At 61.4% G+C, this 21,499-nt stretch carries 24 protein-coding genes; 9 read left to right on the plus strand and 15 right to left on the minus strand.

Annotated elements, in window-relative coordinates:
• Positions 1–128: 128 nt before the first annotated feature.
• The 5 genes from ACJ8PE_RS18185 (at position 129) to ACJ8PE_RS18205 (ending at position 5,285) form a co-directional block, all read left to right on the plus strand.
• Complete coding sequence (locus ACJ8PE_RS18185) at positions 129–1,100, plus strand: HlyD family secretion protein (protein ID WP_197760312.1); 972 nt, start codon at positions 129–131, stop codon at positions 1,098–1,100.
• Complete coding sequence (locus tag ACJ8PE_RS18190) at positions 1,082–2,236, plus strand: ABC transporter permease (RefSeq protein WP_197760311.1); 1,155 nt, start codon at positions 1,082–1,084, stop codon at positions 2,234–2,236. The genes ACJ8PE_RS18185 and ACJ8PE_RS18190 overlap by 19 nt, the downstream gene beginning before the upstream one ends.
• Positions 2,233–3,372, plus strand: coding sequence for an ABC transporter permease (locus tag ACJ8PE_RS18195; RefSeq protein ID WP_171453222.1), 1,140 nt, complete (start codon positions 2,233–2,235; stop codon positions 3,370–3,372). The genes ACJ8PE_RS18190 and ACJ8PE_RS18195 overlap by 4 nt, the downstream gene beginning before the upstream one ends.
• Before the next feature lie 568 nt (positions 3,373–3,940).
• Positions 3,941–4,729: an alpha/beta hydrolase gene (locus ACJ8PE_RS18200; RefSeq protein WP_197760310.1), complete on the plus strand. Its 789-nt coding sequence runs from the start codon at positions 3,941–3,943 to the stop codon at positions 4,727–4,729.
• A 13-nt stretch (positions 4,730–4,742) separates the two neighbouring features.
• Entirely contained in the window at positions 4,743–5,285 is a 543-nt protein-coding gene (locus ACJ8PE_RS18205; protein WP_197760309.1) for a chorismate mutase, read from the plus strand.
• 128 nt (positions 5,286–5,413) lie between these two features.
• Here ACJ8PE_RS18205 and ACJ8PE_RS18210 read toward each other — a convergent pair whose 3' ends face one another.
• Both ACJ8PE_RS18210 and ubiU read right to left on the minus strand, forming a co-directional pair.
• Positions 5,414–6,292, minus strand: coding sequence for a U32 family peptidase (locus ACJ8PE_RS18210; protein ID WP_046897988.1), 879 nt, complete (start codon positions 6,290–6,292; stop codon positions 5,414–5,416).
• An 11-nt stretch (positions 6,293–6,303) separates the two neighbouring features.
• Positions 6,304–7,299 carry a ubiquinone anaerobic biosynthesis protein UbiU gene (ubiU, locus tag ACJ8PE_RS18215; protein ID WP_033641666.1) on the minus strand — a complete coding sequence of 332 codons (996 nt, stop codon included), beginning with the start codon at positions 7,297–7,299 and terminating at the stop codon, positions 6,304–6,306.
• A 258-nt stretch (positions 7,300–7,557) separates the two neighbouring features.
• Here ubiU and ubiT point away from each other — a divergent pair, with 258 nt between their 5' ends.
• Complete coding sequence (gene ubiT / locus ACJ8PE_RS18220) at positions 7,558–8,079, plus strand: ubiquinone anaerobic biosynthesis accessory factor UbiT (protein ID WP_033644181.1); 522 nt, start codon at positions 7,558–7,560, stop codon at positions 8,077–8,079.
• Positions 8,073–8,576 carry a GNAT family N-acetyltransferase gene (locus ACJ8PE_RS18225; protein ID WP_197760308.1) on the plus strand — a complete coding sequence of 168 codons (504 nt, stop codon included), beginning with the start codon at positions 8,073–8,075 and terminating at the stop codon, positions 8,574–8,576. The genes ubiT and ACJ8PE_RS18225 overlap by 7 nt, the downstream gene beginning before the upstream one ends.
• Here the strand turns inward: ACJ8PE_RS18225 and ACJ8PE_RS18230 are convergent.
• The 4 genes from ACJ8PE_RS18230 to speFL all read right to left on the minus strand — a co-directional run bounded on the left by ACJ8PE_RS18230 (position 8,563) and on the right by speFL (position 12,876).
• On the minus strand, positions 8,563–8,868 hold the full coding sequence (locus tag ACJ8PE_RS18230; protein WP_139120340.1) for a GIY-YIG nuclease family protein: 306 nt from the start codon (positions 8,866–8,868) through the stop codon (positions 8,563–8,565). The two genes, ACJ8PE_RS18225 and ACJ8PE_RS18230, sit on opposite strands and share 14 nt — an antisense overlap.
• Before the next feature lie 86 nt (positions 8,869–8,954).
• Positions 8,955–10,271 (minus strand): putrescine-ornithine antiporter, encoded by a 1,317-nt coding sequence (gene potE, locus ACJ8PE_RS18235; RefSeq protein WP_033648789.1) that lies wholly within the window; start codon positions 10,269–10,271, stop codon positions 8,955–8,957.
• A 62-nt stretch (positions 10,272–10,333) separates the two neighbouring features.
• Entirely contained in the window at positions 10,334–12,496 is a 2,163-nt protein-coding gene (speF, locus tag ACJ8PE_RS18240; protein WP_197793303.1) for an ornithine decarboxylase SpeF, read from the minus strand.
• A gap of 275 nt (positions 12,497–12,771) precedes the next feature.
• Positions 12,772–12,876 carry a leader peptide SpeFL gene (gene speFL / locus ACJ8PE_RS18245; protein ID WP_004933443.1) on the minus strand — a complete coding sequence of 35 codons (105 nt, stop codon included), beginning with the start codon at positions 12,874–12,876 and terminating at the stop codon, positions 12,772–12,774.
• Positions 12,877–13,309: 433 nt separating this feature from the next.
• Between speFL and ACJ8PE_RS18250 the strand changes: the two genes are divergently transcribed.
• Together ACJ8PE_RS18250 and ACJ8PE_RS18255 are read left to right on the plus strand one after the other, a co-directional pair.
• The gene (locus ACJ8PE_RS18250) at positions 13,310–13,750 is read left to right on the plus strand and encodes a YhbP family protein (RefSeq protein WP_197760307.1); all 441 of its coding nucleotides are present in this window, start codon (positions 13,310–13,312) and stop codon (positions 13,748–13,750) included.
• 30 nt (positions 13,751–13,780) lie between these two features.
• Complete coding sequence (locus ACJ8PE_RS18255) at positions 13,781–14,413, plus strand: NAD(P)H-binding protein (protein WP_442536827.1); 633 nt, start codon at positions 13,781–13,783, stop codon at positions 14,411–14,413.
• Here the strand turns inward: ACJ8PE_RS18255 and phnP are convergent.
• The 9 genes from phnP to phnH are packed head-to-tail and all read right to left on the minus strand — an operon-like array spanning position 14,370 to position 21,498.
• A complete protein-coding gene (gene phnP / locus ACJ8PE_RS18260) occupies positions 14,370–15,152 on the minus strand; it encodes a phosphonate metabolism protein PhnP (RefSeq protein WP_033641671.1) in 783 nt (260 codons plus the stop codon). The genes ACJ8PE_RS18255 and phnP overlap by 44 nt on opposite strands.
• A gap of 13 nt (positions 15,153–15,165) precedes the next feature.
• Positions 15,166–15,768, minus strand: a complete 603-nt coding sequence (locus tag ACJ8PE_RS18265; protein WP_197776734.1) for a DapH/DapD/GlmU-related protein — start codon at positions 15,766–15,768, stop codon at positions 15,166–15,168.
• The gene (gene phnN, locus ACJ8PE_RS18270; RefSeq protein ID WP_016929305.1) at positions 15,765–16,334 is read right to left on the minus strand and encodes a ribose 1,5-bisphosphokinase; all 570 of its coding nucleotides are present in this window, start codon (positions 16,332–16,334) and stop codon (positions 15,765–15,767) included. Before phnN ends, ACJ8PE_RS18265 begins: the two co-directional genes overlap by 4 nt.
• Positions 16,334–17,470, minus strand: coding sequence for an alpha-D-ribose 1-methylphosphonate 5-triphosphate diphosphatase (gene phnM, locus ACJ8PE_RS18275; RefSeq protein ID WP_197793305.1), 1,137 nt, complete (start codon positions 17,468–17,470; stop codon positions 16,334–16,336). The genes phnN and phnM overlap by 1 nt, the downstream gene beginning before the upstream one ends.
• The gene (gene phnL / locus ACJ8PE_RS18280) at positions 17,470–18,174 is read right to left on the minus strand and encodes a phosphonate C-P lyase system protein PhnL (protein ID WP_102779579.1); all 705 of its coding nucleotides are present in this window, start codon (positions 18,172–18,174) and stop codon (positions 17,470–17,472) included. The genes phnM and phnL overlap by 1 nt, the downstream gene beginning before the upstream one ends.
• Before the next feature lie 16 nt (positions 18,175–18,190).
• Positions 18,191–18,979, minus strand: a complete 789-nt coding sequence (gene phnK, locus ACJ8PE_RS18285) for a phosphonate C-P lyase system protein PhnK (RefSeq protein ID WP_033636845.1) — start codon at positions 18,977–18,979, stop codon at positions 18,191–18,193.
• Entirely contained in the window at positions 18,979–19,839 is an 861-nt protein-coding gene (locus tag ACJ8PE_RS18290) for an alpha-D-ribose 1-methylphosphonate 5-phosphate C-P-lyase PhnJ (RefSeq protein WP_004933420.1), read from the minus strand. Before ACJ8PE_RS18290 ends, phnK begins: the two co-directional genes overlap by 1 nt.
• On the minus strand, positions 19,832–20,917 hold the full coding sequence (locus tag ACJ8PE_RS18295) for a carbon-phosphorus lyase complex subunit PhnI (RefSeq protein WP_047572955.1): 1,086 nt from the start codon (positions 20,915–20,917) through the stop codon (positions 19,832–19,834). The genes ACJ8PE_RS18290 and ACJ8PE_RS18295 overlap by 8 nt, the downstream gene beginning before the upstream one ends.
• Positions 20,917–21,498 carry a phosphonate C-P lyase system protein PhnH gene (gene phnH / locus ACJ8PE_RS18300; protein ID WP_197793307.1) on the minus strand — a complete coding sequence of 194 codons (582 nt, stop codon included), beginning with the start codon at positions 21,496–21,498 and terminating at the stop codon, positions 20,917–20,919. Before phnH ends, ACJ8PE_RS18295 begins: the two co-directional genes overlap by 1 nt.
• Position 21,499 lies beyond the last annotated feature (1 nt).

Raw genomic sequence — 21,499 nt, forward strand, 5'->3', positions numbered from 1 at the left:
TTTATAGTTATAAAAGAGGAGATATGTGCTTGTGATATCCTCATGAGTGCAATGGTGTTTTTTGGAGCAATTTGAGACATGGAAATGATGATCCCCGCCCGCCGCTTACCGTTCCGGGAGCCGATATAATGAAAAAAAAGACGCTGTTTACCCTGTTGCTGATGATGGTGGCGATCGCATTGGCGATCCTGTTCCGCGCGCACAATCAGGATCTGTTACTGCAGGGTGAAGTGGACGCCCCCGAAGTGATCGTCGCTTCCAAAGCGAAAGGCCGGGTCATTGAACGCCTGATCGAACGCGGCGACGACGTGAAAAGCGGCCAGCTGATCATTCAACTCGACAGCCCCGAACTGATGGCGCAACTGCGTTCCGCACAGGCGACGCGCGACGAGGCCAAGGCGCAGCTCGAGCTGTCGCTGCACGGCACCCGTGAAGAGAGCATCCGCAACCTGCGCGCCAACCTGGCGCAGGCCGAGGCGCAGTACCGCAATGCGCAAAACGACTACAACCGCAACCTGAGCGTGGCCGGCAAAGGCTATATCTCGAAGTCCGAGCTGGACGCTTCGCGCCGGTCGCGCGACACCGCCTTCCAGCAGGTGCAGGCGGCCAAAGCCAACCTGGATGAAGGCATCAACGGCGACCGCGTCGAGCAGCGGCAGCAATATGCGGCGGCGCTGCGGGCGGCGGAAGAGAACCTGCTGCAGATCCAGGCGCAGAGCGACGATCTGCAGGTGAAAGCGCCGGTAGACGGCGAAGTGGGGCCGATCCCGGCCGAAGTGGGCGAATTGCTGAACGCCGGCAGCCCGCTGGTGACGTTGATCCGGGTGCCGGACGCCTACTTCGTGTTTAACCTGCGTGAAGACATCCTGGCCCACGTGCGCAAAGGCGACAAGGTCAAGCTGCGGGTGCCGGCGCTGAAGGACAAAATGATCGACACCGAGGTGCGCTACATCGCGCCGCTGGGGGATTACGCCACCAAACGCGCCACCCGCGCCACCGGCGACTTCGACCTGAAAACCTTCGAAGTGCGCCTGTATCCGTCACAGCCGGTGGACGGCCTGCGTCCGGGGATGAGCACCTTATGGCAATGGAAAGAGTAAGGGCCGGCTGGCGCTGCTTCAGTCACGCGTTCGACAAAGAGTGTCGCGTCGCCTTTCGCAGCCCGGTGGTGCACTGGCTGAGCTGGATCTTTCCGCTGATCCTGTTTGCGCTGATCAGCAGCAACTTCTCCGAAGGCACGCTGCTCGATCTGCCGGTCTCGGTGGTGGACAGCGATCACAGCCCGCTGTCCAAATCGCTGACGCGTCGGCTGGACGCCGGTTCGCACGCCCACGTCGAGGCTTACGGCGGCGGGTTGCCGGAGTCGCTGAGCCGCCTGCGCAGCGCGCAGGATTACGCGTTGCTGTACATTCCGCCGGACTTCGAGGCCAACGCGCTGTCGGGCAAACAGCCGAGCGTGGTGATGTACTACAACGCGCTGTTCTACGGCGCCGGGCTGTACTCCACCCAGGACTTTGGCGGCCTGATGAACGAAATCAACGCCAGCACCCGCAGCATCATCGCCACCGAGATGGGCAAATCGCTGCCGCCGCTGGCGGACGTGACGCTCTCTTACGGCAGCCTGTTCAACGCCAGCGGCAGCTATATCTATTACCAGCAGTTCGCCGCCACCATCCATCTGCTGCAGCTGTTCGCGGTGACCTGCATGATCTACGTGCTGGCGCGCAGCAAGTCGCTGCTGCAGGCCAAGCCGTTCAGCCTGGCGCTGCTCGGCAAGCTGGCGCCCTACACGCTGTGTTTCACCACCCTGCTGATGGTGGAGATCGCGGCGCTGGTGGGCATTTTTGACGCCCGCGTCAGCGGCAACCCGCTGTTTATGCTGATGATTGGCCTGTTTTACGTGATGGCGGCGCAGAGCATCGGCCTGCTGCTGTATACCTTTACCGGCAGCACCATCACCGCGTACAGCCTGATCGGTATTTTGGTCAGTATCGCGATGACCTTCTCCGGCATGGCGGTGCCTGAGCTGTCGATGCCGCTGCCGGCGCGCATCATTTCCAACATCGAACCGCTGACCCACGCACTGTACGCGATGTTCGACGTGTTCTTGCGGCAGGTGCACGCCAGCGCCATCTTCAGCGTGTGTGCGCTGCTGGCGGTTTACCCGCTGGTGGCCGCGCTGCTGGTGCGCAATCGCCTGCCGGCGCGGCTGGCAAAAGAGGGGAACGCCGGATGAAGCTCTATTGGCAAACCTTCGTTAAGGTGCTGCTCGGCATGCTGGAGCGGCCGGTGTGGCTGATGCTGATCCTGTCGCTGTGCATTATGAGCCTGGTGTACGCCAACCGCACGGTGTGGGATCTGCCGGTGGGGGTGGTCGATCAGGATCACAGCACCGCCAGCCGGCAGCTGATCCGCCAGCTGGACGCCACCTCCAAGATCGCGATTGAAACCTACGACAGCCTGGAACAGGCGCAGCGCGATCTCAGCTGGCGCAAGCTGTTTGCGGTGATCATCATGCCGGTGGATCTGGAGAAGAAGATCCTCAGCGGGCAGAACATCGTGGTGCCGGTCTACGGCGACGCCACCAATCGCCTGGCCAACGGCCAGATCCAACAGGACGTGGTGGCGGCCTATCAGCAGCTGCTGACGGAGTACAACAACGGGCTGCTGCTGCGCAGCGGTTTCAGCGAGCGGCAGGCGCAGATACTGCTGACGCCGATACTGGGACAAACGCTGGACGTGTTCAACCCCGGCATCAGCTTTGCGGCGATCATCTTTCCCGGCCTGTTGGTGATGCTGCTGCAGCACTCGTTGCTGATCGCCTGTATCCGCGTCAATATCGCCATGAAGAGCATGCCCGGCGGCAAGGCGCCGCTGGCGGCGCACCTCGGCGGGCTGACGGCGCTGCTGCCGATTTGGCTGTTCCTGTCGATCGTGCTGTTCGTGCTGTGGCCGTGGGTATTGGGCTATAGGCAGACGGCGAACATCGCCGAACTGCTGCTGCTGACCTTCCCGTTCCTGCTGGCGGTACTGGGGCTGGGCAAGCTGGTGACCGAGTGCCTGCGCAGCGTCGAGATGATCTACCTGACGCTGGCGTTCATTACCACGCCGATCTTCTACCTGTCCGGCACCATCTGGCCGCTGCAGTCGATGCCGGCCTGGGTGCGCGCCATCTCGTACAGCATTCCCTCCACCTGGGGCACCAAGGCGATCGCCGGCGTCAACCAGATGGGGCTGTCGCTGAATGAAGTGTGGGGCGACGTGGTGATGATGTTGATACTCGGCGTGGTCTACACCCTGCTGGGCTTCGGCGTGGCCTTCTTGCGCAACAGCGTGGCGCTGCGCGGGATGTTCAGGAAGCGGCGGGCGTAAGGGGAGGTATTGATGCCTTTCCTGGTGACGTCAAAAGCTAATAAATACAATTGGTTATTGCGTTATCCCCGCGGCCGGCGGGGATAACGCAAAGCGGCCACAACCCGGCAGTCTGGTTTCGGCCGCGCATAAACGCTACTCGCTAGCGGCACGCAGCAACCCCTTCTTGAAATTCGGTCTGGCCCGCCGACAAGCACGCACACCTTCAATCACGCCTGTTTGTGTTGCAGTGTTATGTTCTCTTTTTGATAAGGCTATTCCTAATTCTTTCAACCTTATCATCCCTAAAAAATAACCATTCGACTATTTAGCCAAAAGTGATATTTGCCGGGATAGAACATTGCTTATCCAATTTTAATTGTTATATTTCTATTTTGCCCAAAATGATTAGGCTTTCTTAATTGTTGACGTGTGTGATGAATTCCTCGGGATTTACGATCTTAGCGTGCGGAAATCATTAATTGTAAGATAATTAAATGGATTGCTCGATCATAGTCATGAGATTGGTCTGTAAACGGGATGTTTCAGATAGGTGCCGTTATGTAATAAATATGAAGGAGCATGATGTATGACGGGTAAATTAAGCGTTCAAACGGTTCTGTTTGAATATCATGGACAAAAATATAAGGTCTTCCTGGCATGCGATAAACGGCATGTTGGGTGCAACGAATTAAATCCGTTGTATTTTTTAGATGCCAACAGACACTTTGAGACCCTAATTAAGGCGGGTTATCACGGTGATGATGTATCCCCTGTGCTTTATATTGGAATCGGTTATCAGGAGGGGGTCGATATTAAGGCGGCTCGCACATTCGACTATACGGTGAGCGATGGCAGCGAGCGCTTTAAAGACGGGGGCGGAGCGGAGCAATTTTATCGATTTATTCAGGATGTCGTCAAACCGTGGGTCGAATGTCGTTTTAAGGTCAATAAGCAAATGCAAACGCTGGCGGGGCATTCGTTTGGCGGGCATTTCACCTTATACGTGGCGTTTCATCATCAAACGGCTTTTCAGCGCTATGTTGCCGCCAGTCCCGCGCTCTGGTGGGCGAATGGCGCGGTGCTGCCCGAAGGCGACGCTAAGCTTGCCGCAAGCATTGATTGGTTATCGCTGTTATTAGGCAGCCGCGAGGAGCGGGCGGAGCCGGACAGTACCGATCTTGAGAAAGAGATCTTCCAGCGCATAGAGGATAACCCAAGGTTGAATGTCAGGAATCTGGCGTCGCAGTTAGTGAAAGACGGCGAGCGCTGCAGCTTCGAGTTTCTTCCCGGGCGCAAACATCCGGCGGTGGCAAAAGATTATGCACGCATAGCGAATTTCGTTGCGAGCCAAAAACCACTGCCAACAGGGCTGTAACAGGAGAGGTTAAATGGATTCTAAAGTGACGAGAGGGTTGCTGCTTTTGGCTGGATTATTTTTCTCTATCACGGCGGTGGCAAAGCCTGTTCAAACCGACGAGACCGCCTCATTGATTAACCAGCGATTGTCTTACATGAAAGACGTTGCCGGGTATAAGGCAAACAACCATCTGGCCATTGAGGATTTGCCTCAGGAAGCCAACGTATTGACCAACTCAGTCCGCGAGGCGGAAGCATTGGGATTGGATGGCAAGTCGGTGGCTCCTTTTATACAGGCGCAAATGGATGCGGCCAAAGCGATTCAGTATCGCTACCGGGCAGACTGGCTGTCGGCGCCGGAAAACGGCTGGCAGCCTGAATCGCTGGACAGTGTGAGAGCGAAAATCAGCCGGCTGAATACCCAGATTTTGACCAGCGTCAGCAATAAATTGAAGAAAGGCGAGCGCTTTAATGACAGGTTTGTTTTTATGAAATCCCTGGAACAAACCCACCTGAAAGTTGGCGATAAAGAACGCCTGTGGCAGTCATTAAAGCGAATTGCGTTGAAAAGGTAATCGCCTGCCGTTGTTCTGGCTGAATGCGCCCGATGTGTGGTTTCGGGCGCATTCTCCTCGCGGGCGGCCAGCCGAATAATGGCGTTGAAAGGCCCCTCAGGCGAGGGAAAGCCCGGCGCCGGCCTCCATCACCCCACCAACTCCAACCCCGCCACGCGGCGCCAGTAGCCGTTGCAGTCGGCGTGGTCGGTCAAGGCCAGCGGCTGCTCGCCGCGCTCGTTGGCGCGGAAGGCATCGATCTGTGCCAGCGTCTCGGCGCCCTGCGGCGACAGCCGCACGATGTCCACCAGCCCCTGCATGTTCGGCAGCTCGTTGCCGAGGTTATAGCAGTAACCGCTCATCGTCTGGATGCCGTTGAGTACGAACACCTGCTGTTGTTCCTGCGAACGCATCATGCGGCCCTGCGGATACTTGATGCAGCAGGTTTCGCACTCGTCCTTGCCGCGGTTCTCCGAGCGGGCGGTGAAGCAGCGCGCGGAATAGGCCAGCGGCAGATGGCCGTAGCTCAGCACCTCCACCTCGAAGTCGTGGCGGAAGCCCAGCTCATCGCACTGCGTCAGCAGATTGGCCAGCCAGTCGCGCGACAGCTCGACCGGCATGCACCAGCGGATCATGCCCTGGCGGCGCAGCAGGCGCAGGGTATAGGCGTTGTAGCAGTTCAGCGCATGGCCGGCGACGAACGGCAGGCCGCGCTCCGCCGCCATGTTCACCGCGCCCAGATCGTTGGCTTCAAACAGGAACTCGCCGTTTTCCACATAGCGTTTCAGCTCATTCAGTTCGGACGGCGCCTGCAGCAGCGCCAGCGTGGAGATCACCACCTGTTTACCGCTGCGGGCGATTTCGCGCGCCAGCGCCAGCCAGTCGCCGACCTTCATCTCGCGGCGCTTGGCGCAGACGCTCTCGCCGAGATAAATGATGTCGGCGCTGCTGTCCGCCGCCTGTTGATAGAACGTTGCGATGTCGTTTTTCGGCCAGTAGTAGAGTACCGGCCCGAGTGCGTATTTCATGTTTCCTCCGGCTACTGCCATTTGCGGTGATAGGCGCCCAGCGTGGTTTGGGTGCCTTCGGACATCGCGCCCAGCGTCTCCATCCAGGCGGCGTCGGCGCGGTAGGCGGCCGGATCTGCCTGGCAACGGTCGATCGCCTGGCGCCAGACGCGCGCCACCTGGCTGACGTAAGCCGGGCTGCGCTGGCGGCCTTCGATCTTCACCGAAGCGATGTTGGCGGCCAGCAGCTCCGGCAGCAGCTCCAGGGTATTGAGGCTGGTGGGCTCTTCCAGCGCGTGGTAGCGCACGTCGTCCACCAGATAGCGGCCCTTGCACAGCGTCGGGTAACCGGCGTTTTCGTGGTCCTGATAGCGGTCGATCAGCACGTCGTTCAGGCGCGACTCCATGCCCTGTGCGGTTTGCTGCCAGCGCACGAAACGCGCCGGCGAACAGGCGCCGACGGTGTTCGGCGACTCGCCGGTCAGGTAGGAGGAGAGGTAGCAGCGCCCCTCGGCCATGATGCACAGGCTGCCGAAGGCGAACACTTCCAGCGGCACCGGGCTGGTGCGCGCCAGCTGTTTCACCTGGTGCATCGATAGCACCCGCGGCAGCACCACCCGGCCGACCTCGAAGTTGCGCTGGTAGAAACGGATCGCCTCCTCATTGGTGGCGGAAGCCTGCACCGAAACGTGGCGTTCCAGCTGCGGGTAGCGCTGGGCGGCGTATTCCAGCATCGCCAGATCCGCCAGAATCAACGCGTCGGCGCCCAGTTGGGCGGCCATATCCACCGCGCGCTGCCAGCGGGCGTAGCCGTCGGGATGGGCGAAGGTGTTGATGGCGATATGCAGTTTGCGGCCGTGGCGATGCACGTAATCGACCGCTTCCTGCAGCTTTTTCTCGGTGAAGTTGAGGCCGGCGAAGTGGCGCGCGTTGGTATCGTCTTTCAGCCCGATGTAAACGGCATCGGCGCCGTTATCCACCGCGGCCTTCAGGGCCGGCAGGTTGCCGGCGGGACAAAGCAGCTCCATAGATTTATCCTGGCTTAGCCGTACGCCCGGCCGGGCGCACGCTGTCTTTAAAGGTTGCCGACGACGGTGTTCCGCCGGCAAACGCGAATCGGGGAGGCCATTTTAGGCAAAGGGGCGCGCACGGGTTTTGATTTGAGGCAGCTTATGGCGTATTGATAAACATGGCGGTGAAATGCACTATTTGTTGATATAGACCGCTGAAGCCGCGCGTCAGTGTGGCAAAATAGCGGTAGTCCGAATTGAAAGGAGTGGATGACCGTGTTGGAACAACTACGAGCACGTCTTGTGCGCCAGGGGCCGTCGCTGCTGCGCATCCCGCTGAAATTCACGCCGTTCGCTCTGCAGCGCCAACTGCTGCAACAGGTGCTGAGCTGGCAGTTCCGCCAGGCGTTGGCGGATGGCGATCTGGAATTTCTCGAATCGCGCTGGTTAAAGATCGAAGTTCGCGATCTGGCGCTACAATGGTTTATGACGGTAGAAAACGACAAACTGGTGGTCAGCCAGCACGCCGAAGCGGACGTCAGCTTCAGCGGCGACGCCAACGATCTGATCCTGATCGCGGCGCGTAAGCAAGATCCGGATACGCTGTTCTTTCAGCGTCGGCTGCAGATTGAAGGGGATACCGAATTGGGCCTGTATGTGAAAAATTTGATGGACGCCATTGAGCTGGAAAGCATGCCTGCGCCGCTGCGCATGGGGCTGTTGCAGTTGGCTGATTTTGTCGAAGCAGGGCTGCAGGAGGGCACGGCGTCGGCTTCCCGTGTGGCGGCATCATGCTGATCCGCGTAGAGATACCGGTAGACGCGGCGGGTATCGATGCCTTGCTGCGCCGCGCCTTTGGCCGCGACGACGAAGCCGACCTGGTGCAGCAGCTGCGCGAAGACGGCCTGCTGACGCTGGGCGTGGTCGCCACTGACGACGAAGGCGGCGTAGTGGGTTACGCCGCGTTCAGCCCGGTGGATGTGGCCGGCGAAGATCGCCAATGGGTGGCGCTGGCGCCGCTGGCGGTAGATGAAAGCCTGCGCCGTCAGGGGCTGGCTGAAAAGCTGGTGTACGAGGGGTTGGATTCGCTGAACGAATTCAGCTACGCCGCGGTGGTGGTGCTGGGCGATCCGGCCTATTACGGCCGCTTCGGTTTCAAACTGGCCGCCGCCTATGGCCTGAATTGTCGCTGGCCGGACACGGAAAGCGCATTCCAGGTGTATCCGCTGGCGCAAGACGCTCTGAATGGCGTCAGCGGCGAAGTGGCGTTTTCGGCGCCGTTTAATCGCTTTTAACGACCGGCAATAGAGACTCCAACGACAGCGGCGGGTGATTCACCAGCCGCTCTTTTTGTATTTTGCTCAGCTGTTTGACGCGGTATTCCAGCTTCAGCGCCGTTGAGCGATCCCCCACCTGGCAGTGAAACGCCAGCGTCAGCTCCCCTTTACCGCGCAGCGCCTTGGCGCCTTTGCCGGCTTGATGTTGCGCCAAGCGGCGCGCCACGTCGGTGGTGATGCCGGTATACAGCATGCCGCTCGGTAAACGCAGCATGTAGAGGTGCCAGGGAGTGGGGGTAGTGTCGGTCATCGTACGCCGTTTCGGTGGCCAGGGTAGGCGTATGATGGCATGTTCGCCGTCACAATCCCATCCCCGGCCGCCGGAGCCTTACCGCTTTACCCCTTTTTTCCCGCCAGCTCGAAGCGCGGCGAGACAATGCCGTACAGCGTCCAGCCGAGGAAGGTGGCGATGGCGCCCCACATCATCGCTTCCTCACCGGAGCTGTAAAGCGCATAGAAGCTGTACAGCGCGCCGATGCCGGCGATGATATTGGCGATGCGCGCCTTGTTGTCCGGCACCTTCGCCACTTTCTGAATAATGACCAGCGCCGCCATCGACAGGATGTACGGGATGATGTTGGTCACCACCGCCAGGTTCACCAGCACGTTGAACTGCTTGTTCAGCGACGGGCTGATGGTCATCAGAGACAAACCGCTCTGGATGACGACGATGGTCAGCATGCCTTTGACTGGCGCGTCGGCCTTGCTCAGCTTGGAGAAGATTTTCGGGAAGAAGCCGCTGTCGGCGGAGGATTTGAACACCTGGGCGATGGTGAACTGCCAACCGAGCAGCGAGCCGACGCAGGACATCACCATCAACGCCATGATGATCTTGCCGACCGTCGGATTGAACATGTGGGAGAACGCCAGCCCGAACGGGGCGGTGGAGTTGGCCAGATCCATGTTTGGCACGATGCCGGCGATCACGTTGGTCGAAACGATATAGATCACCGCCGCGCTGAGTGTGCCGCCCAGTACGGCGATCGGCACGTTGCGCTCCGGATTTTCCACCACGTCGGTGTTGGCGCAAGCGGATTCCAGCCCCAGGAACGCCCACAGGGTCATTGAGATCGAGGCGCCAATGGCTTCGAAGGTCGGCACCTGATGCGGGTTCCAGGCGGCGACGTAGGCGCTGCCGCTGAACCAGTACCAGCCGATGACCGAGATGCCCACCACCGGAATGATCACGCCCCAGACGGTGATGCCGCTTATTTTGCCGGTGATGCGCGCGCCGCCGAAGTTAGCGACGGTCGCCAGCCACAGCACGCCGATGGTGGCGATACAGATCCCGAGCGGGCTGAGCGTGGTGTCGAACAGCTCGGTGCCGTAGCCGACGGCGGAAATGGCGATGGCGATATTGGCGATCAGCAGCGAAACGCCGTAGGTGTAGTTCGCCATGAAGTTGCCTGATTTACCGAAGGCGTATTCGGCGTAGCCGCCCATGCCGCCGGATTTACGGCTGAACATGCCGCATTTGGCGAACGCGTAGGCCAGCGCCATCGAGCCGACGGCGGTCACCAGCCAGGAAACGATCGAAATCGTGCCCACTTCGGCCAGCTTGGTCGGCAGCATAATTATGCCGGAACCCATCATATTCACGGCGGTCAGGATCGTTAATTGCACGACCCCCATTTTATTGTTGGACTTACTCATGATCATTTTCTCTTTTAGGATGCGATCCGGGCGGCGAGAATAATCGCCGCCCCGTAAGGTGATTAATTTTTCATGACGTAGCCGTAAGCGCGGTTCCAGCCGTCCTCATCCTGTTGGATATAAACGCCCTGCAATTCCGGCGCGAATCCCGGCAATAAGTTGATGCCTTCTTCCAATGCCAGGAAATAACGCTGCGCGGCGCCGCCCCAAATTTCACCGGGCACGACGCACAGCACGCCAGGAGGGTAAGGCAGGGCGCCTTCGGCGGCGATGCGCCCCTCGGCCTTGGCCAGCGAGACCAATTCCACGTTGCCGCGTACAAACTCGGTATTGGCGTCCTGCGGATTCATCACCACGCGCGGGAAATAACTTTTGCGGAACATCTCTTTTTGCAGCTCTTTAACGTCGTAGCTGACGTAAAGGTCGTGCATTTCCTGGCACAGCTGGCGGATGGTGTAGTTTTTGTAGCGCTGCTGGTGGTTTTTATAGACCGCAGGCAGCACCTCGCTGAGCAGGGAGTTCTGCTCGATGTGCTTCTCGAAGCGGGCGATCAGGGCCACCAGATGCTGCATCTTGGCGATGTCTTCCGCCGGCGTCAGCAGGAACAGGATCGAGTTGAGATCGCATTTTTCCGGCACGATGCCGTTTTCGCGCAGGTAGTTGGCCAGAATGGTCGCCGGGATGCCGAATTCGCTGTAGCTGCCGGTGGCGGTATCGATGCCCGGCGTGGTGAGCAGCAGTTTGCACGGATCGACGAAGTACTGCGATTCGGCATAGCCCTCAAAGGCGTGCCATTTTTCGCCGGGCACGAAGTTGAAGAAGCGCAGATCGTTGGCCATCGCCGCGGTGTCATAGGCCTGCCACGGTTTGCCGTCGATCTGATCCGGTACGAACGGTTTGATCATCGTGCAGGTGTCCAGCAGCATTTTGCGCGCTTCGATCCCCACGCGCACGCACTCCTGCCACAGGCGCTGGCCGCTTTTGCCCTCGTGCATCTTGGCATTGACGTCCAGCGCGGCGAACAGCGGATAGAACGGGCTGGTGGAGGCGTGCAGCATAAAGGCGTTGTTGAAGCGCTTGTGGTTGCAGTAGCGGCTCTGCCCCTTGATATGCTTGTCTTTTTTGTGGATCTGCGAGGTTTGCGAGAAGCCGGCCTGCTGTTTGTGCACCGACTGGGTGACGATGATGCCGGGATCGTTTTCGTTCAGCTCCAGCAGCAGCGGCGAGCAGTCTTTCATCATCGGAATGAACTGCTCATAGCCCACCCAGGCGGAGTCGAACAGGATGTAATCGCACAGGTGGCCAATCTTGTCGACCACCTGGCGGGCGTTGTAGATGGTGCCGTCGTAGGTGCCGAGCTGGATGATTGCCAGGCGGAACGGGCGGGCTTCGTTGGCGCGTTCCGGCGCCACTTCGCGGATCTGTTGGCGCAGGTAGCGTTCGTCGAAGCAGTGCGCGTCGATGCCGCCGATAAAGCCGAACGGGTTGCGGGCGGTTTCCAGATACACCGGCGTGGCACCGGCCTGGATCAACGCGCCGTGGTGGTTGGATTTATGGTTGTTGCGGTCGAACAGCACCAGATCGCCGCGCGTCAGCAGGGCGTTGGTCGCCACCTTGTTCGAGGCCGAGGTGCCGTTGAGCACGAAGTAGGTCTTGTCGGCGTTGAACACCTTGGCGGCGTGCTGCTGCGCCGCGCAAGGCGCGCCTTCGTGGATCAACAGATCGCCCAGTTTGACGTCGGCGTTGCACATGTCGGAGCGAAAAAGCGTTTCGCCGTAGAAGTCGAAGAACTGGCGGCCCGCCGGGTGTTTGCGGAAGAACTCGCCGCCCTGGTGGCCGGGGCAGGCGAAGGTGGCGTTGCCCATTTCCACGTACTGCGTCAGCGTATTGAAGAACGGCGGCAGCAGCTCGCTCTCATACTTGGCGGCGGCGGCCTCCAGCTGTTTGCCGTAGAACTGGGTATTCTTGCCGCACAGCTCAAACACACCGTGCAGCGCCGGCAATACGGCGTTATCCAGCTCTTCTTCGCAGCAGACGGCGACGAACAGCGGAATGTTCAGGCAGTGCTCTTCGATGCGCACCACCATGCCTTGCGCGACGTCTTCTACCGACAGCACGATGGCGGCGACGTCATTAAAATCGCTGTGGTGCACATCGACGATGTCGCGTTCAGTTTCAAAGCAGCCGAGGGTTTGGGTGTTGGCGGCAATTTTTAATTTTTTCATTTTTCTCATTCTTCAGGCAAAGGCGCGCCGTCGGCAAATAATTCCATTTGCCGCTAACGCCTTCACGAAAATAAAGGTGTACGAGAACCCAGTGATGCCCTAAGACATTAACTGTGTTCTTTGTTTTATTTTTCTTGGAGGCTCTTTTACGGTATTAAAAATGTATTGCGCGCCCTTCCCGGTTTGCGGGGGAAAGACATTATCACCGGAGTGCGGAGAATAAAGTGAAACGCAAAGACACTCTTAACAACGGCGTAAGAGCGAGGGGGTGAGGGTTATCTGTAGTTGAAGAATGCGAAACTAAAGCAGCTGCGATGAGCCATCATCATAATATGGGTTGTGCGCCTGATGTGCGCCATTTTTCGGTTATTGTTTTCCATTTTCTAATCCACCTTGCTGAGTGAAAAGATGGCGCTATTTTAACGCAAGATGGGCAGAAAATCGTGATTTCCATCACATAAATGCCGGTGTTTATAAATAACTATTCATTGATTATGCAGTGAGTTGCATAAAATGCGGCCAGGCAGACAAATGAGCATGTAAATAAATTGCTAATCGGCGCCGGGCAGACGCGCTAAATTTGCGTGCCGTCAGGGTGGGAATAAAAGAATGGCGCAATTAATCGGTTGCCTAACGATCAAATAAATCCGGCTTGTTTTTTTTATGTTATAAACCCGCCTGATGCTGAAATGAGTAAAAATACAGATATTGTGATTTTATATTCGCATGGGATTTTTGGTGATTATCGTTATTTGTGACTCGCTTCAACAACGCAGGGTAAGATGAAGTGAGTGAACAGGGAGGCGAGTAACCTTGAATACCCCAGAACAACGGCAGCAGATTGCGGATTTCATCGGCAAGCAACACGTCTTGACGCTGTGCGCCGGCGACGGCCTCGACATGTGGTGCGCCAACTGTTTTTACGTGTTCGACGCCGTGACGATGGCGCTGTGGCTGATGACCGAACCGCACACCCGCCACGGCGGGCTGATGCTGAACAGCGGCCGGGTGGTCGGCACCATCGCGCCGAAACCGAAAAGCATCGCGCTGATCCGCGGCGTGCAGTACCGCGCCGAGGCGGTGCTGCTGAGCGGCGAAGAAGCCGAGGCGGCGCGCGCGCGTTACTGCAAGCGCTTCCCGATCGCCAGGGCGATGAAGGCCTCGGTTTGGCGGCTGGATCTGCACGAGGTGAAGATGACCGACAACACCCTCGGCTTCGGCAAGAAGCTGCATTGGGCGCGGTCTATACTTTAAGTCGATGTATTGATTACAACGGGAGATTGCATGGCGCGAGCACTGTTAGTCGGCGCAACCGGGCTGGTGGGGCGCGAGTTGCTGCTGCTGTTGCAAAGCGATCCGCAGGTAACGGCCATCGTGGCGCCGACGCGCACGCCGCTGCCGCCGCACGGCAAGCTGACCAACCCGGTCGGCGATGCGCTGTTCGAGCTGCTGAGCGGCCTGCAGCAGCCGGTCGATCTGGTGTTCTGCTGCCTGGGCACCACCCGCCAGGCGGCGGGCAGCGCCGATGCCTTCCGCTACGTCGATTACCAACTGGTGGTGGAGAGTGCGCTGACCGGCCGCCGGTTGGGGGCGCAGCACTGTCTGGTGGTGAGTGCGTTGGGCGCCAACGCGGATTCCACCTTCCTGTATAACCGCACCAAAGGCGAGATGGAGCAGGCGCTGCGCGAACAGCACTGGCCGCGCCTGACGCTGGTGCGGCCCTCCATGCTGGTGGGGGATCGCCCTGCGCCGCGCCTGATGGAGCGCCTCACGCTGCCGCTGTTCAGGCTGCTGCCCGGCAAATGGCGCGCCGTCGCCGCCAAAGACGTGGCGCAGACGCTGCTGCAGCAGGCGTTCACGCCGGGCGAAGGGGTCAGGGTGCTGGAGTCGGATCGGCTGCACTGCTACCGAGGCTGACGCTGAGGTGGTCGAACGCCAGCTCCAGCCCGGCGGGCAGTTCGTTGTCCAGCAGCCACAGATCGAGATGATGGCTGATGTGCGTCAGCAGCGTGCGCTTGGGCTGCAGCAACCGCTGCGTCTCCTGCGCGCGGGTCAGGTCGTTGTGGTTGCGCGGCGCCTGCGGCTGAGGCGGCAGGCTGCAGTCGAGCACCAGCAGATCCAGCGCCACGTTCTGCAAATAGTCGGCGGTGGCCGGCGGCAGGCCGACGGTGTCGGTCAGGTAGGCCAGCGCAGCGCCCGCCGCCTGGATCAGATAGCCGTGGGTCAGTTTGGAGTGTTGCAGCGGCAGCGGGGTGATGCGCATGCCGCCCAGCTCGACGGTGGCGAAGGGCGCTAACGGCGGCTGAAACGCCAGAATGCCGGGGTGTTTGAACAGATCGTCGCAGCCCTGTTCATCCGGCGGGCCATACACCGGAATGGAATTTCCGCACCCCCAACGCAAAGGAAATAACCCCTGAACGTGATCCATGTGGTAATGTGTCAGTAAAAAACGTTGAATTTGCCCCGCCGAAAATCGCCGCTCCAAAGCCGGCAATCCCGCATCCAATAAGGTCGTTTCCCCCTGATAGTTGAGCATGGCGCTGCACGCGCGCCGCCGAAATGCCGGCTCGCGCCGCGCCCGTTGGCAGATCAGGCAGTCGCAGCCGAACACCGGCACCTGCTGCGCGCCGCCGGTGCCGAGAAAGGTCAGTTGCATCGCTCCCCCTCCGTTAAAGGTACTTCTGCGCAAAGCGGTTGATGTCGCGAAAATCCGCCAGCCGCGCCTGCAGCGTGGCGTGATCCCAGTGCCACCACTGGCTGCGTTCGATACGCTCTATCAGCGCGTCGTCAAAGCGCATGCCGATCTTTTTGGCCGCCACGCCGGCGACGATGCTGTAAGGCTCCACGTCCTTGGTGACCACCGCCGCGCTGCCGATCACCGCGCCGTTGCCGACGCTGACGCCCGGCATCAGGATGGCGTTATGGCCGATCCACACGTCGTGGCCGACGGTGACGTGGTGCTCGCGCCGCCAGTCGAAGAACGTCGCGTCGTCTTCCCCCAGCCCGTATTCGGAAGCGCGATAGGTGAAGTGGTGCTGCGCGATGCGCTGGTAGGTCGGGTGGTTGCCGGGATTGATGCGCGCATAGGAGGCGATGGAGACGAACTTGCCGATAGTGGCGTAAAAGATCTGGTTGTGCCCGGCGGTGTAGGAGTAGTCCCCCATCTCCACCTCTTCCAGGATCGCATCGTCGGCCAGGTGCACATACTGGCCGAGCCGGGTGCGGTTAAGGGTCACGTTGTCGCCGATTTTCGGCTGGGAAAAGTCGTTCATGGCGTCGCATCCTGAGCTTGTCGGGTGGCGGTAGGCAGCAGCGCCAACAGCGCCGCCAGGGTATCGTCGAGTGGGCCGTCGTTGTGCAGCACCCGGCAGCCGGCGGGCAGACTCTGCTGATATTCCGCCGCCCGCGCCAGCCGCTGCTCGATCTGTTCAGCGCTTTCCCGTCCGCGATCCTGCAGGCGCCGGCGCAGGATCGCGGCGTTGACCTGCAGGCATACCGGCAGCAGCTGCGCACCGTAGCGCTGCTGCGCCTGCGGCAGGTGGGCGCGTGAACCGTTGACCGCTACGTCGATCCCCTGCAGCAGCCAAAGATCCACTTCGATCCCGAACGCGTAGCGCTGCTGGTGGGCCTGCCAGTCGAGCGCGAACAGCCCCTTGGCGCGGCGGCGCAGAAATTCGGGTTCGCTCAGCGCGATGTGATTCTCACAGCCGGCGTCCGCCGGCCGGGTGATGTAACGGTGCGCCACCAGCGGCGCGCGATCGGCGTCGGCCCGCAGCGCAGCCAGCAGGCTGTCCTTGCCTGCGCCGGAAGGCCCCATCAGATAGATGAGCCGCGCCATCAGAACACCTGCCTGCCCTGGCGCCACACGTTCTGCACGTAAACGTGCTCGCCGTGCGGCCGCGCCAGCACCAGATCCGCCCGCAATCCTTCGGCGAGGGTGCCGCGATCCTGCAGATCCAGCGCCCGCGCCGGGTTGCGGGTGATCATGCGCACCGCCTGGGGCAGATCGTAGGCGTTGCGTTCGTCCGCCGCGAGGCGAAACGCCGCGTCCAGCAGGCTGGCCGGGTAATAATCGGAAGAGAGGATATCCAGCACCCCCAGCGCCGCCAGGTGGTGCGCCGCCACGTTGCCGGAGTGGGAGCCGCCGCGCACGATGTTCGGCGCGCCCATCAGCACCTGCAGGCCCTGCTGGTGCGAAGCGCGGGCGGCCGCCTCGGTGGTGGGGAACTCGGCGATGGCGCTGCCGAGCGCGCAGGATTCGGCCACGTGCGCGGCGGTGGCGTCGTCATGGCTGGCCAGCGAGATGCGGCGTGCGCGGCAGTGGGCGGCGATCGCCTCGCGGTTCGGCGCGGCCCAGCGGGCGGACAGGGCGACCTGCTGCGCTTCGTACTCGCTCATCTGCTGATCGTTGAGGTGGTATTTGCCCTGATAATATTCGCGGTACTTTTCGCGCGAGGCGAACTGGCGCTGGCCCGGCGAATGGTCCATCAGCGACACCAGCGACACGCCCGGCTTGTCCATCAGCTGTTCGAACAGCGGCAGCGTGCTCTCGTGCGGCAGCTCGCAGCGCAGGTGCAGCCGGTGCTCGGCGCGGTTCACCCCGGCGCGCTGGCTGTGGATCACCGCATCGATCATCTTCTGCAGGTTTTCCAGCCGGTGGCCGCCGTCGCGCACGTCGCCGATCGCCACCGCGTCCAGCACCGTGGTGATGCCGTTGGCCACCATCAGCGCGTCGTGGCTGCTCATCGCCGAATGGGCCGGCCAGTCGACGTTCGGGCGCGGGGTAAAGAACTTATCCAGGTTGTCGGTATGCAGCTCGATCAGCCCCGGCAGCAGCCAGCCGCCGTCGCCGTCCAGCGCCTGCGGCAGCCGGCTCGGGCCGTCGGCGAAGCTGCGGATCACGCCGTCCTGCATCTCCAGCGAGCCTTGCACCACCTGGTTATCCAGCACCAGCTTAACGTTATTGACGATCATCAGAGGGCCTCCAGCGCCTGTGGCGCCTGCATGTCATAAAGTCGGTCGGCGACCCGTTGGCGGACGCCTTCATCATGGAAAATGCCGACGATCGCCGCGCCGCGCGCCTTGGCGCGTTCGATAAGCTGTACCACCGCCGCGCTGTTGCGGCTGTCGAGCGAGGCGGTCGGTTCGTCCAGCAACAGAATGGGGTAATCGACGATAAAGCCGCGCGCGATGTTCACCCGTTGCTGTTCGCCGCCGGAGAAGGTGGACGGCGCCAGCGGCCACAGGCGCTGCGGCACGTTGAGCGCGGCGAGCAGCGCTTCGGCGCGTTCTCGGCACTCGGCGCGCTCGACGCCCTGTTCCAGCAGCGGCTGCATCACCACCTCCAGCGCGCTGATGCGCGGGATCACCCGCAGGAACTGGCTGACCCAGCCCAGCGTATGGCGGCGCACCGCCAGAATCTGGCGCGCGTCGGCGCTGACCATGTCCAGCCAGTCGCCCTGGTGGTTGATCCAGATATGGCCGCTGTCCGGCAGGTAGTTGGCGTACAGCGAACGCAGCAGGGTGGATTTGCCGCTGCCGGAGTGGCCGTGCAGCACCACGCATTCGCCGCCGTGGACCGTCAGGTTGGCGTCGTGCAGCACCGGCAGGCGGGTGCCGTACTGCTGATGCAGCACAAAGGTTTTACTGAGATGTTCAACTCGGATTTGCATAGTCATCTGTTATCGCCTTGGGTTACGACAGCACCGAAGAAACCAGCAGCTGGGTATAAGGATGGTGCGGATCGTCGAGCACCCGATCGGTCAGGCCGCTCTCCACCACTTCGCCCTGTTTCATCACCAGCAGGCGGTGGGCCAGCAGCCGCGCCACGCCGAGATCGTGAGTGACGATCACCGCCGCCAGCTGCATTTCCACCACCAGATTGCGCAGCAGATCGAGCAGGCGCGCCTGCACCGACACGTCCAGCCCGCCGGTCGGCTCGTCCATAAACACCAGCTTGGGGTGGGTGACCAGATTGCGGGCGATCTGCAGCCGCTGCTGCATGCCGCCGGAGAAGGTGGTCGGCAGATCGTCGAGGCGCGACAGCGGGATTTCGACGTCTTCCAGCCACTGGCCGGCCTGGCGGCGAATGTCGCCATAGTGGCGCTGGCCGATGGCCATCAGCCGCTCGCCGATGTTGCCGCCGGCGGAGACCTGCGGCCGCAGCCCGTCGAGCGGGTGCTGGTGCACCACGCCCCAGTCGGTGCGCAGCAGGCGGCGGCGATCGCTCTCCGCCATGGCGTACAGATCGTGTTCCTGGCCCGCCTGCGGGCGGTAAAGGATCTGCCCGCGCTGCGGCGCCAGCCGCGCCGAGATCGACTTCAGCAGCGTGGTTTTGCCGGAGCCGGATTCGCCGACGATGCCCAGCACTTCACCGGGGTAGATATCGAACGACACGTCGCTGAAGCCCTTGCCGGGGGCGTACAGGTGGGTGAGCCGGTTCACCGACAGCAGCGGGGTGGTGCTCAAAGGGGTGGAAGTCATCAGTGCTGCGCCTCTTGCGAAGATTGCGCCAGCTGCTGCCGGCAGTAGTCGGTGTCCGAACAGACGAACATGCGGTTGCCCCGATCGTCGAGCACCACCTCGTCGAGATAGCTGTGGCGCGAGCCACACAGCGCACAGGGTTCGTCCCACTGCTGCACGCTGAACGGATGGTCGTCGAAGTCCAGGCTCTCCACCTTGGTGAACGGCGGCAGGGCGTAGATGCGTTTCTCGCGCCCGGCGCCGAACAGCTGCAGCGCTGGCATCATGTGCATTTTCGGGTTGTCGAATTTCGGGATCGGCGACGGATCCATCACGTAGCGATCGTTGACCTTCACCGGATAGGCGTAGGTGGTGGCGATATGGCCGTAGCGCGCGATGTCTTCATACAGCTTCACCTGCATCACGCCGTACTCCTCCAGCGCGTGCATCTTGCGGGTCTCGGTTTCGCGCGGTTCGATAAAGCGCAGCGGCTCCGGGATCGGCACCTGATAGATCAGGATCTGGTCTTCGCGCAGCGCGGTTTCCGGAATGCGGTGACGGGTCTGGATCAGCGTGGCCTCCGGCGTGCGTTCGGTGGTTTCCACCCCGGCGACGCGCTGGAAGAAGCGGCGGATCGACACCGCGTTGGTGGTGTCGTCGGCGCCCTGGTCGATCACCTTCAGCACGTCGGCGCGGCCGATAACGCTGGCGGTGAGCTGAATGCCGCCGGTGCCCCAGCCGTAGGGCATCGGCATCTCACGGCCGCCGAACGGCACCTGGTAGCCGGGGATCGCCACCGCTTTGAGGATGGCGCGGCGGATCATGCGCTTGGTCTGCTCGTCCAGATAACCGAGGTTATAGCCGGTCAATACTTCACTCATCGCGGGCCTCCTGACGCTCGCTGTATTCCTGCCGCAGCCGCTTGAGCAGCTCCAGTTCGGCCTGGAAGTCGACGTAGTGCGGCAGCTTGAGATGGGAGACGAAGCCGGCGGCCTCGACGTTGTCGGCGTGGGCCAGCACGAACTCTTCGTCCTGCGCCGGGCCGGCGACGCCTTCGCCGTAGTCGGGGCTTTGCAATGCGCGATCCACCAACGCCATCGCCATCGCCTTGCGTTCGGCGCGGCCGAACACCAGCCCGTAACCGCGGGTGAAGTGCGGCGGGTGGTCTTTGGGATCGACGAAGCCGTTGACCATTTCGCACTCGGTCAGCAGGATTTCGCCGATATCGATGGCGAAACCGAGCTCTTCAGGCACGATCTCCACCGAAACGTGGCCGGTGCGGATCTCGCCGGCGAACGGGTGGTTGCGGCCGTAGCCGCGCTGGGTGGCGTAGCCGAGCGCCAGCAGAAAACCTTCGTCGCCGCGCACCAGCTGCTGCAGGCGCGCCGAGCGCGAGCAGGGGTAAACCGGCGGATTGCGGGTGATGTCGTCCGGCGCGCTGCCGTCGTCCTGTTCCTCCCGCGCCAGCTGCTGGCGACACAGCAGATCGAACACGTGGCCGCAGTTGTCCGGCAGCGGTTCGTCGGCCTGCGGCGCGCGCGGCGCCTCGCCTTCCGCCAGCAGCGCGAAATCCAGCAGCCGATGGGTGTAGTCATAGGTCGGCCCCAGCACCTGGCCGCCGGGCAAGTCCTTGTAAACCGCCGAGATGCGTCGCTCCAGCCGCATATTTTCGCTGGCCAGCGGCTCACTGACCGCCAGGCGCGGCAGGGTGGTGCGATAGGCGCGCAGCAGGAAGATTGCCTCCACCAGATCGCCGCTGGCCTGTTTGATGGCCAGCGCCGCCAGCTCGCGATCGTAGATGCCGCCTTCGGTCATCACCCGATCCACCGCCAGCCCCAGCTGCTGTTCGATTTGTTCCGCGCCGATCGCCGGCAGCGCCTCGTCGCCGCGCCGCAGCTGTTCCTGCAGCTGATGGGCGGCCTCAATGGCTTTTTCGCCCCCTTTTACCGCTACGTACATCAGCACACCTCCACGCGGGTGGTCCGCGGGATCGCCAGCAGGCGATCGCCGCAGGTCAGCAAAATATCCAGCCCCAGCGGGAAGCGCTGCGGGCGGTTGACCAGGTAATCCAGCAGCGCCGGCGGCAGGCGCGGCGCTATCAGGCGTTGGCTCTCGATGCCGGGGCCGGTCAGGCGCAGCGCGGCGCCGTTCTCCAGCTCGCCGAGCTGTACGATGACCGTGGCGCCGCATTCCGGCGAGATTTCCGTGCCGTGCGGCAACGCCTGCAGATCGGCGGCCTGCAGCTGCTCATCGAACAGGGCAAAACAGACCTCCTGCGCCGCGGTGGCCAGCGGCGCGCCGCTGTGAAAACGAATGTTTGTTAGCACTTGCTCACTTTTAAGCGCCGCACACAGCTGCAGCGGCGTTTCCTGGTCGGCCAGCGTCAGCAGCGCGGCGGTGCTGGCGGCGTTCAGCGGCGCCCAGGCCGGGCCGCCCGGCAGCGTCACCCGGTGGCCCGGTTCGCTCAAGGCTTTAAGAATCAAACGGAAAGCGTGCTGCGATTGGTCTATCGGTTGTTCAAAACCGGTCAATAAACTCATG

It is taken from the genome of Serratia sp. CY74737 (genome assembly GCF_052166775.1).
GTDB classification, from domain to species: domain Bacteria; phylum Pseudomonadota; class Gammaproteobacteria; order Enterobacterales; family Enterobacteriaceae; genus Serratia; species Serratia ureilytica.

What these genes read in the sequence shown, in the direction of transcription:
- ACJ8PE_RS18185 (WP_197760312.1), top strand. Translation starts at nt 129, where the DNA reads ATGAAAAAAAAGACGCTGTTTACCCTGTTGCTGATGATGGTGGCGATC.
- ACJ8PE_RS18190 (WP_197760311.1), top strand. Translation starts at nt 1,082, where the DNA reads ATGGCAATGGAAAGAGTAAGGGCCGGCTGGCGCTGCTTCAGTCACGCG.
- ACJ8PE_RS18195 (WP_171453222.1), top strand. Translation starts at nt 2,233, where the DNA reads ATGAAGCTCTATTGGCAAACCTTCGTTAAGGTGCTGCTCGGCATGCTG.
- ACJ8PE_RS18200 (WP_197760310.1), top strand. Translation starts at nt 3,941, where the DNA reads ATGACGGGTAAATTAAGCGTTCAAACGGTTCTGTTTGAATATCATGGA.
- ACJ8PE_RS18205 (WP_197760309.1), top strand. Translation starts at nt 4,743, where the DNA reads ATGGATTCTAAAGTGACGAGAGGGTTGCTGCTTTTGGCTGGATTATTT.
- ACJ8PE_RS18210 (WP_046897988.1), bottom strand. Translation starts at nt 6,292, where the DNA reads ATGAAATACGCACTCGGGCCGGTACTCTACTACTGGCCGAAAAACGAC.
- ubiU (WP_033641666.1), bottom strand. Translation starts at nt 7,299, where the DNA reads ATGGAGCTGCTTTGTCCCGCCGGCAACCTGCCGGCCCTGAAGGCCGCG.
- ACJ8PE_RS18225 (WP_197760308.1), top strand. Translation starts at nt 8,073, where the DNA reads ATGCTGATCCGCGTAGAGATACCGGTAGACGCGGCGGGTATCGATGCC.
- ACJ8PE_RS18230 (WP_139120340.1), bottom strand. Translation starts at nt 8,868, where the DNA reads ATGACCGACACTACCCCCACTCCCTGGCACCTCTACATGCTGCGTTTA.
- potE (WP_033648789.1), bottom strand. Translation starts at nt 10,271, where the DNA reads ATGAGTAAGTCCAACAATAAAATGGGGGTCGTGCAATTAACGATCCTG.
- speF (WP_197793303.1), bottom strand. Translation starts at nt 12,496, where the DNA reads ATGAAAAAATTAAAAATTGCCGCCAACACCCAAACCCTCGGCTGCTTT.
- speFL (WP_004933443.1), bottom strand. Translation starts at nt 12,876, where the DNA reads ATGGAAAACAATAACCGAAAAATGGCGCACATCAGGCGCACAACCCAT.
- ACJ8PE_RS18255 (WP_442536827.1), top strand. Translation starts at nt 13,781, where the DNA reads ATGGCGCGAGCACTGTTAGTCGGCGCAACCGGGCTGGTGGGGCGCGAG.
- phnP (WP_033641671.1), bottom strand. Translation starts at nt 15,152, where the DNA reads ATGCAACTGACCTTTCTCGGCACCGGCGGCGCGCAGCAGGTGCCGGTG.
- ACJ8PE_RS18265 (WP_197776734.1), bottom strand. Translation starts at nt 15,768, where the DNA reads ATGAACGACTTTTCCCAGCCGAAAATCGGCGACAACGTGACCCTTAAC.
- phnN (WP_016929305.1), bottom strand. Translation starts at nt 16,334, where the DNA reads ATGGCGCGGCTCATCTATCTGATGGGGCCTTCCGGCGCAGGCAAGGAC.
- phnM (WP_197793305.1), bottom strand. Translation starts at nt 17,470, where the DNA reads ATGATCGTCAATAACGTTAAGCTGGTGCTGGATAACCAGGTGGTGCAA.
- phnL (WP_102779579.1), bottom strand. Translation starts at nt 18,174, where the DNA reads ATGACTATGCAAATCCGAGTTGAACATCTCAGTAAAACCTTTGTGCTG.
- phnK (WP_033636845.1), bottom strand. Translation starts at nt 18,979, where the DNA reads ATGACTTCCACCCCTTTGAGCACCACCCCGCTGCTGTCGGTGAACCGG.
- ACJ8PE_RS18290 (WP_004933420.1), bottom strand. Translation starts at nt 19,839, where the DNA reads ATGAGTGAAGTATTGACCGGCTATAACCTCGGTTATCTGGACGAGCAG.
- ACJ8PE_RS18295 (WP_047572955.1), bottom strand. Translation starts at nt 20,917, where the DNA reads ATGTACGTAGCGGTAAAAGGGGGCGAAAAAGCCATTGAGGCCGCCCAT.
- phnH (WP_197793307.1), bottom strand. Translation starts at nt 21,498, where the DNA reads ATGAGTTTATTGACCGGTTTTGAACAACCGATAGACCAATCGCAGCAC.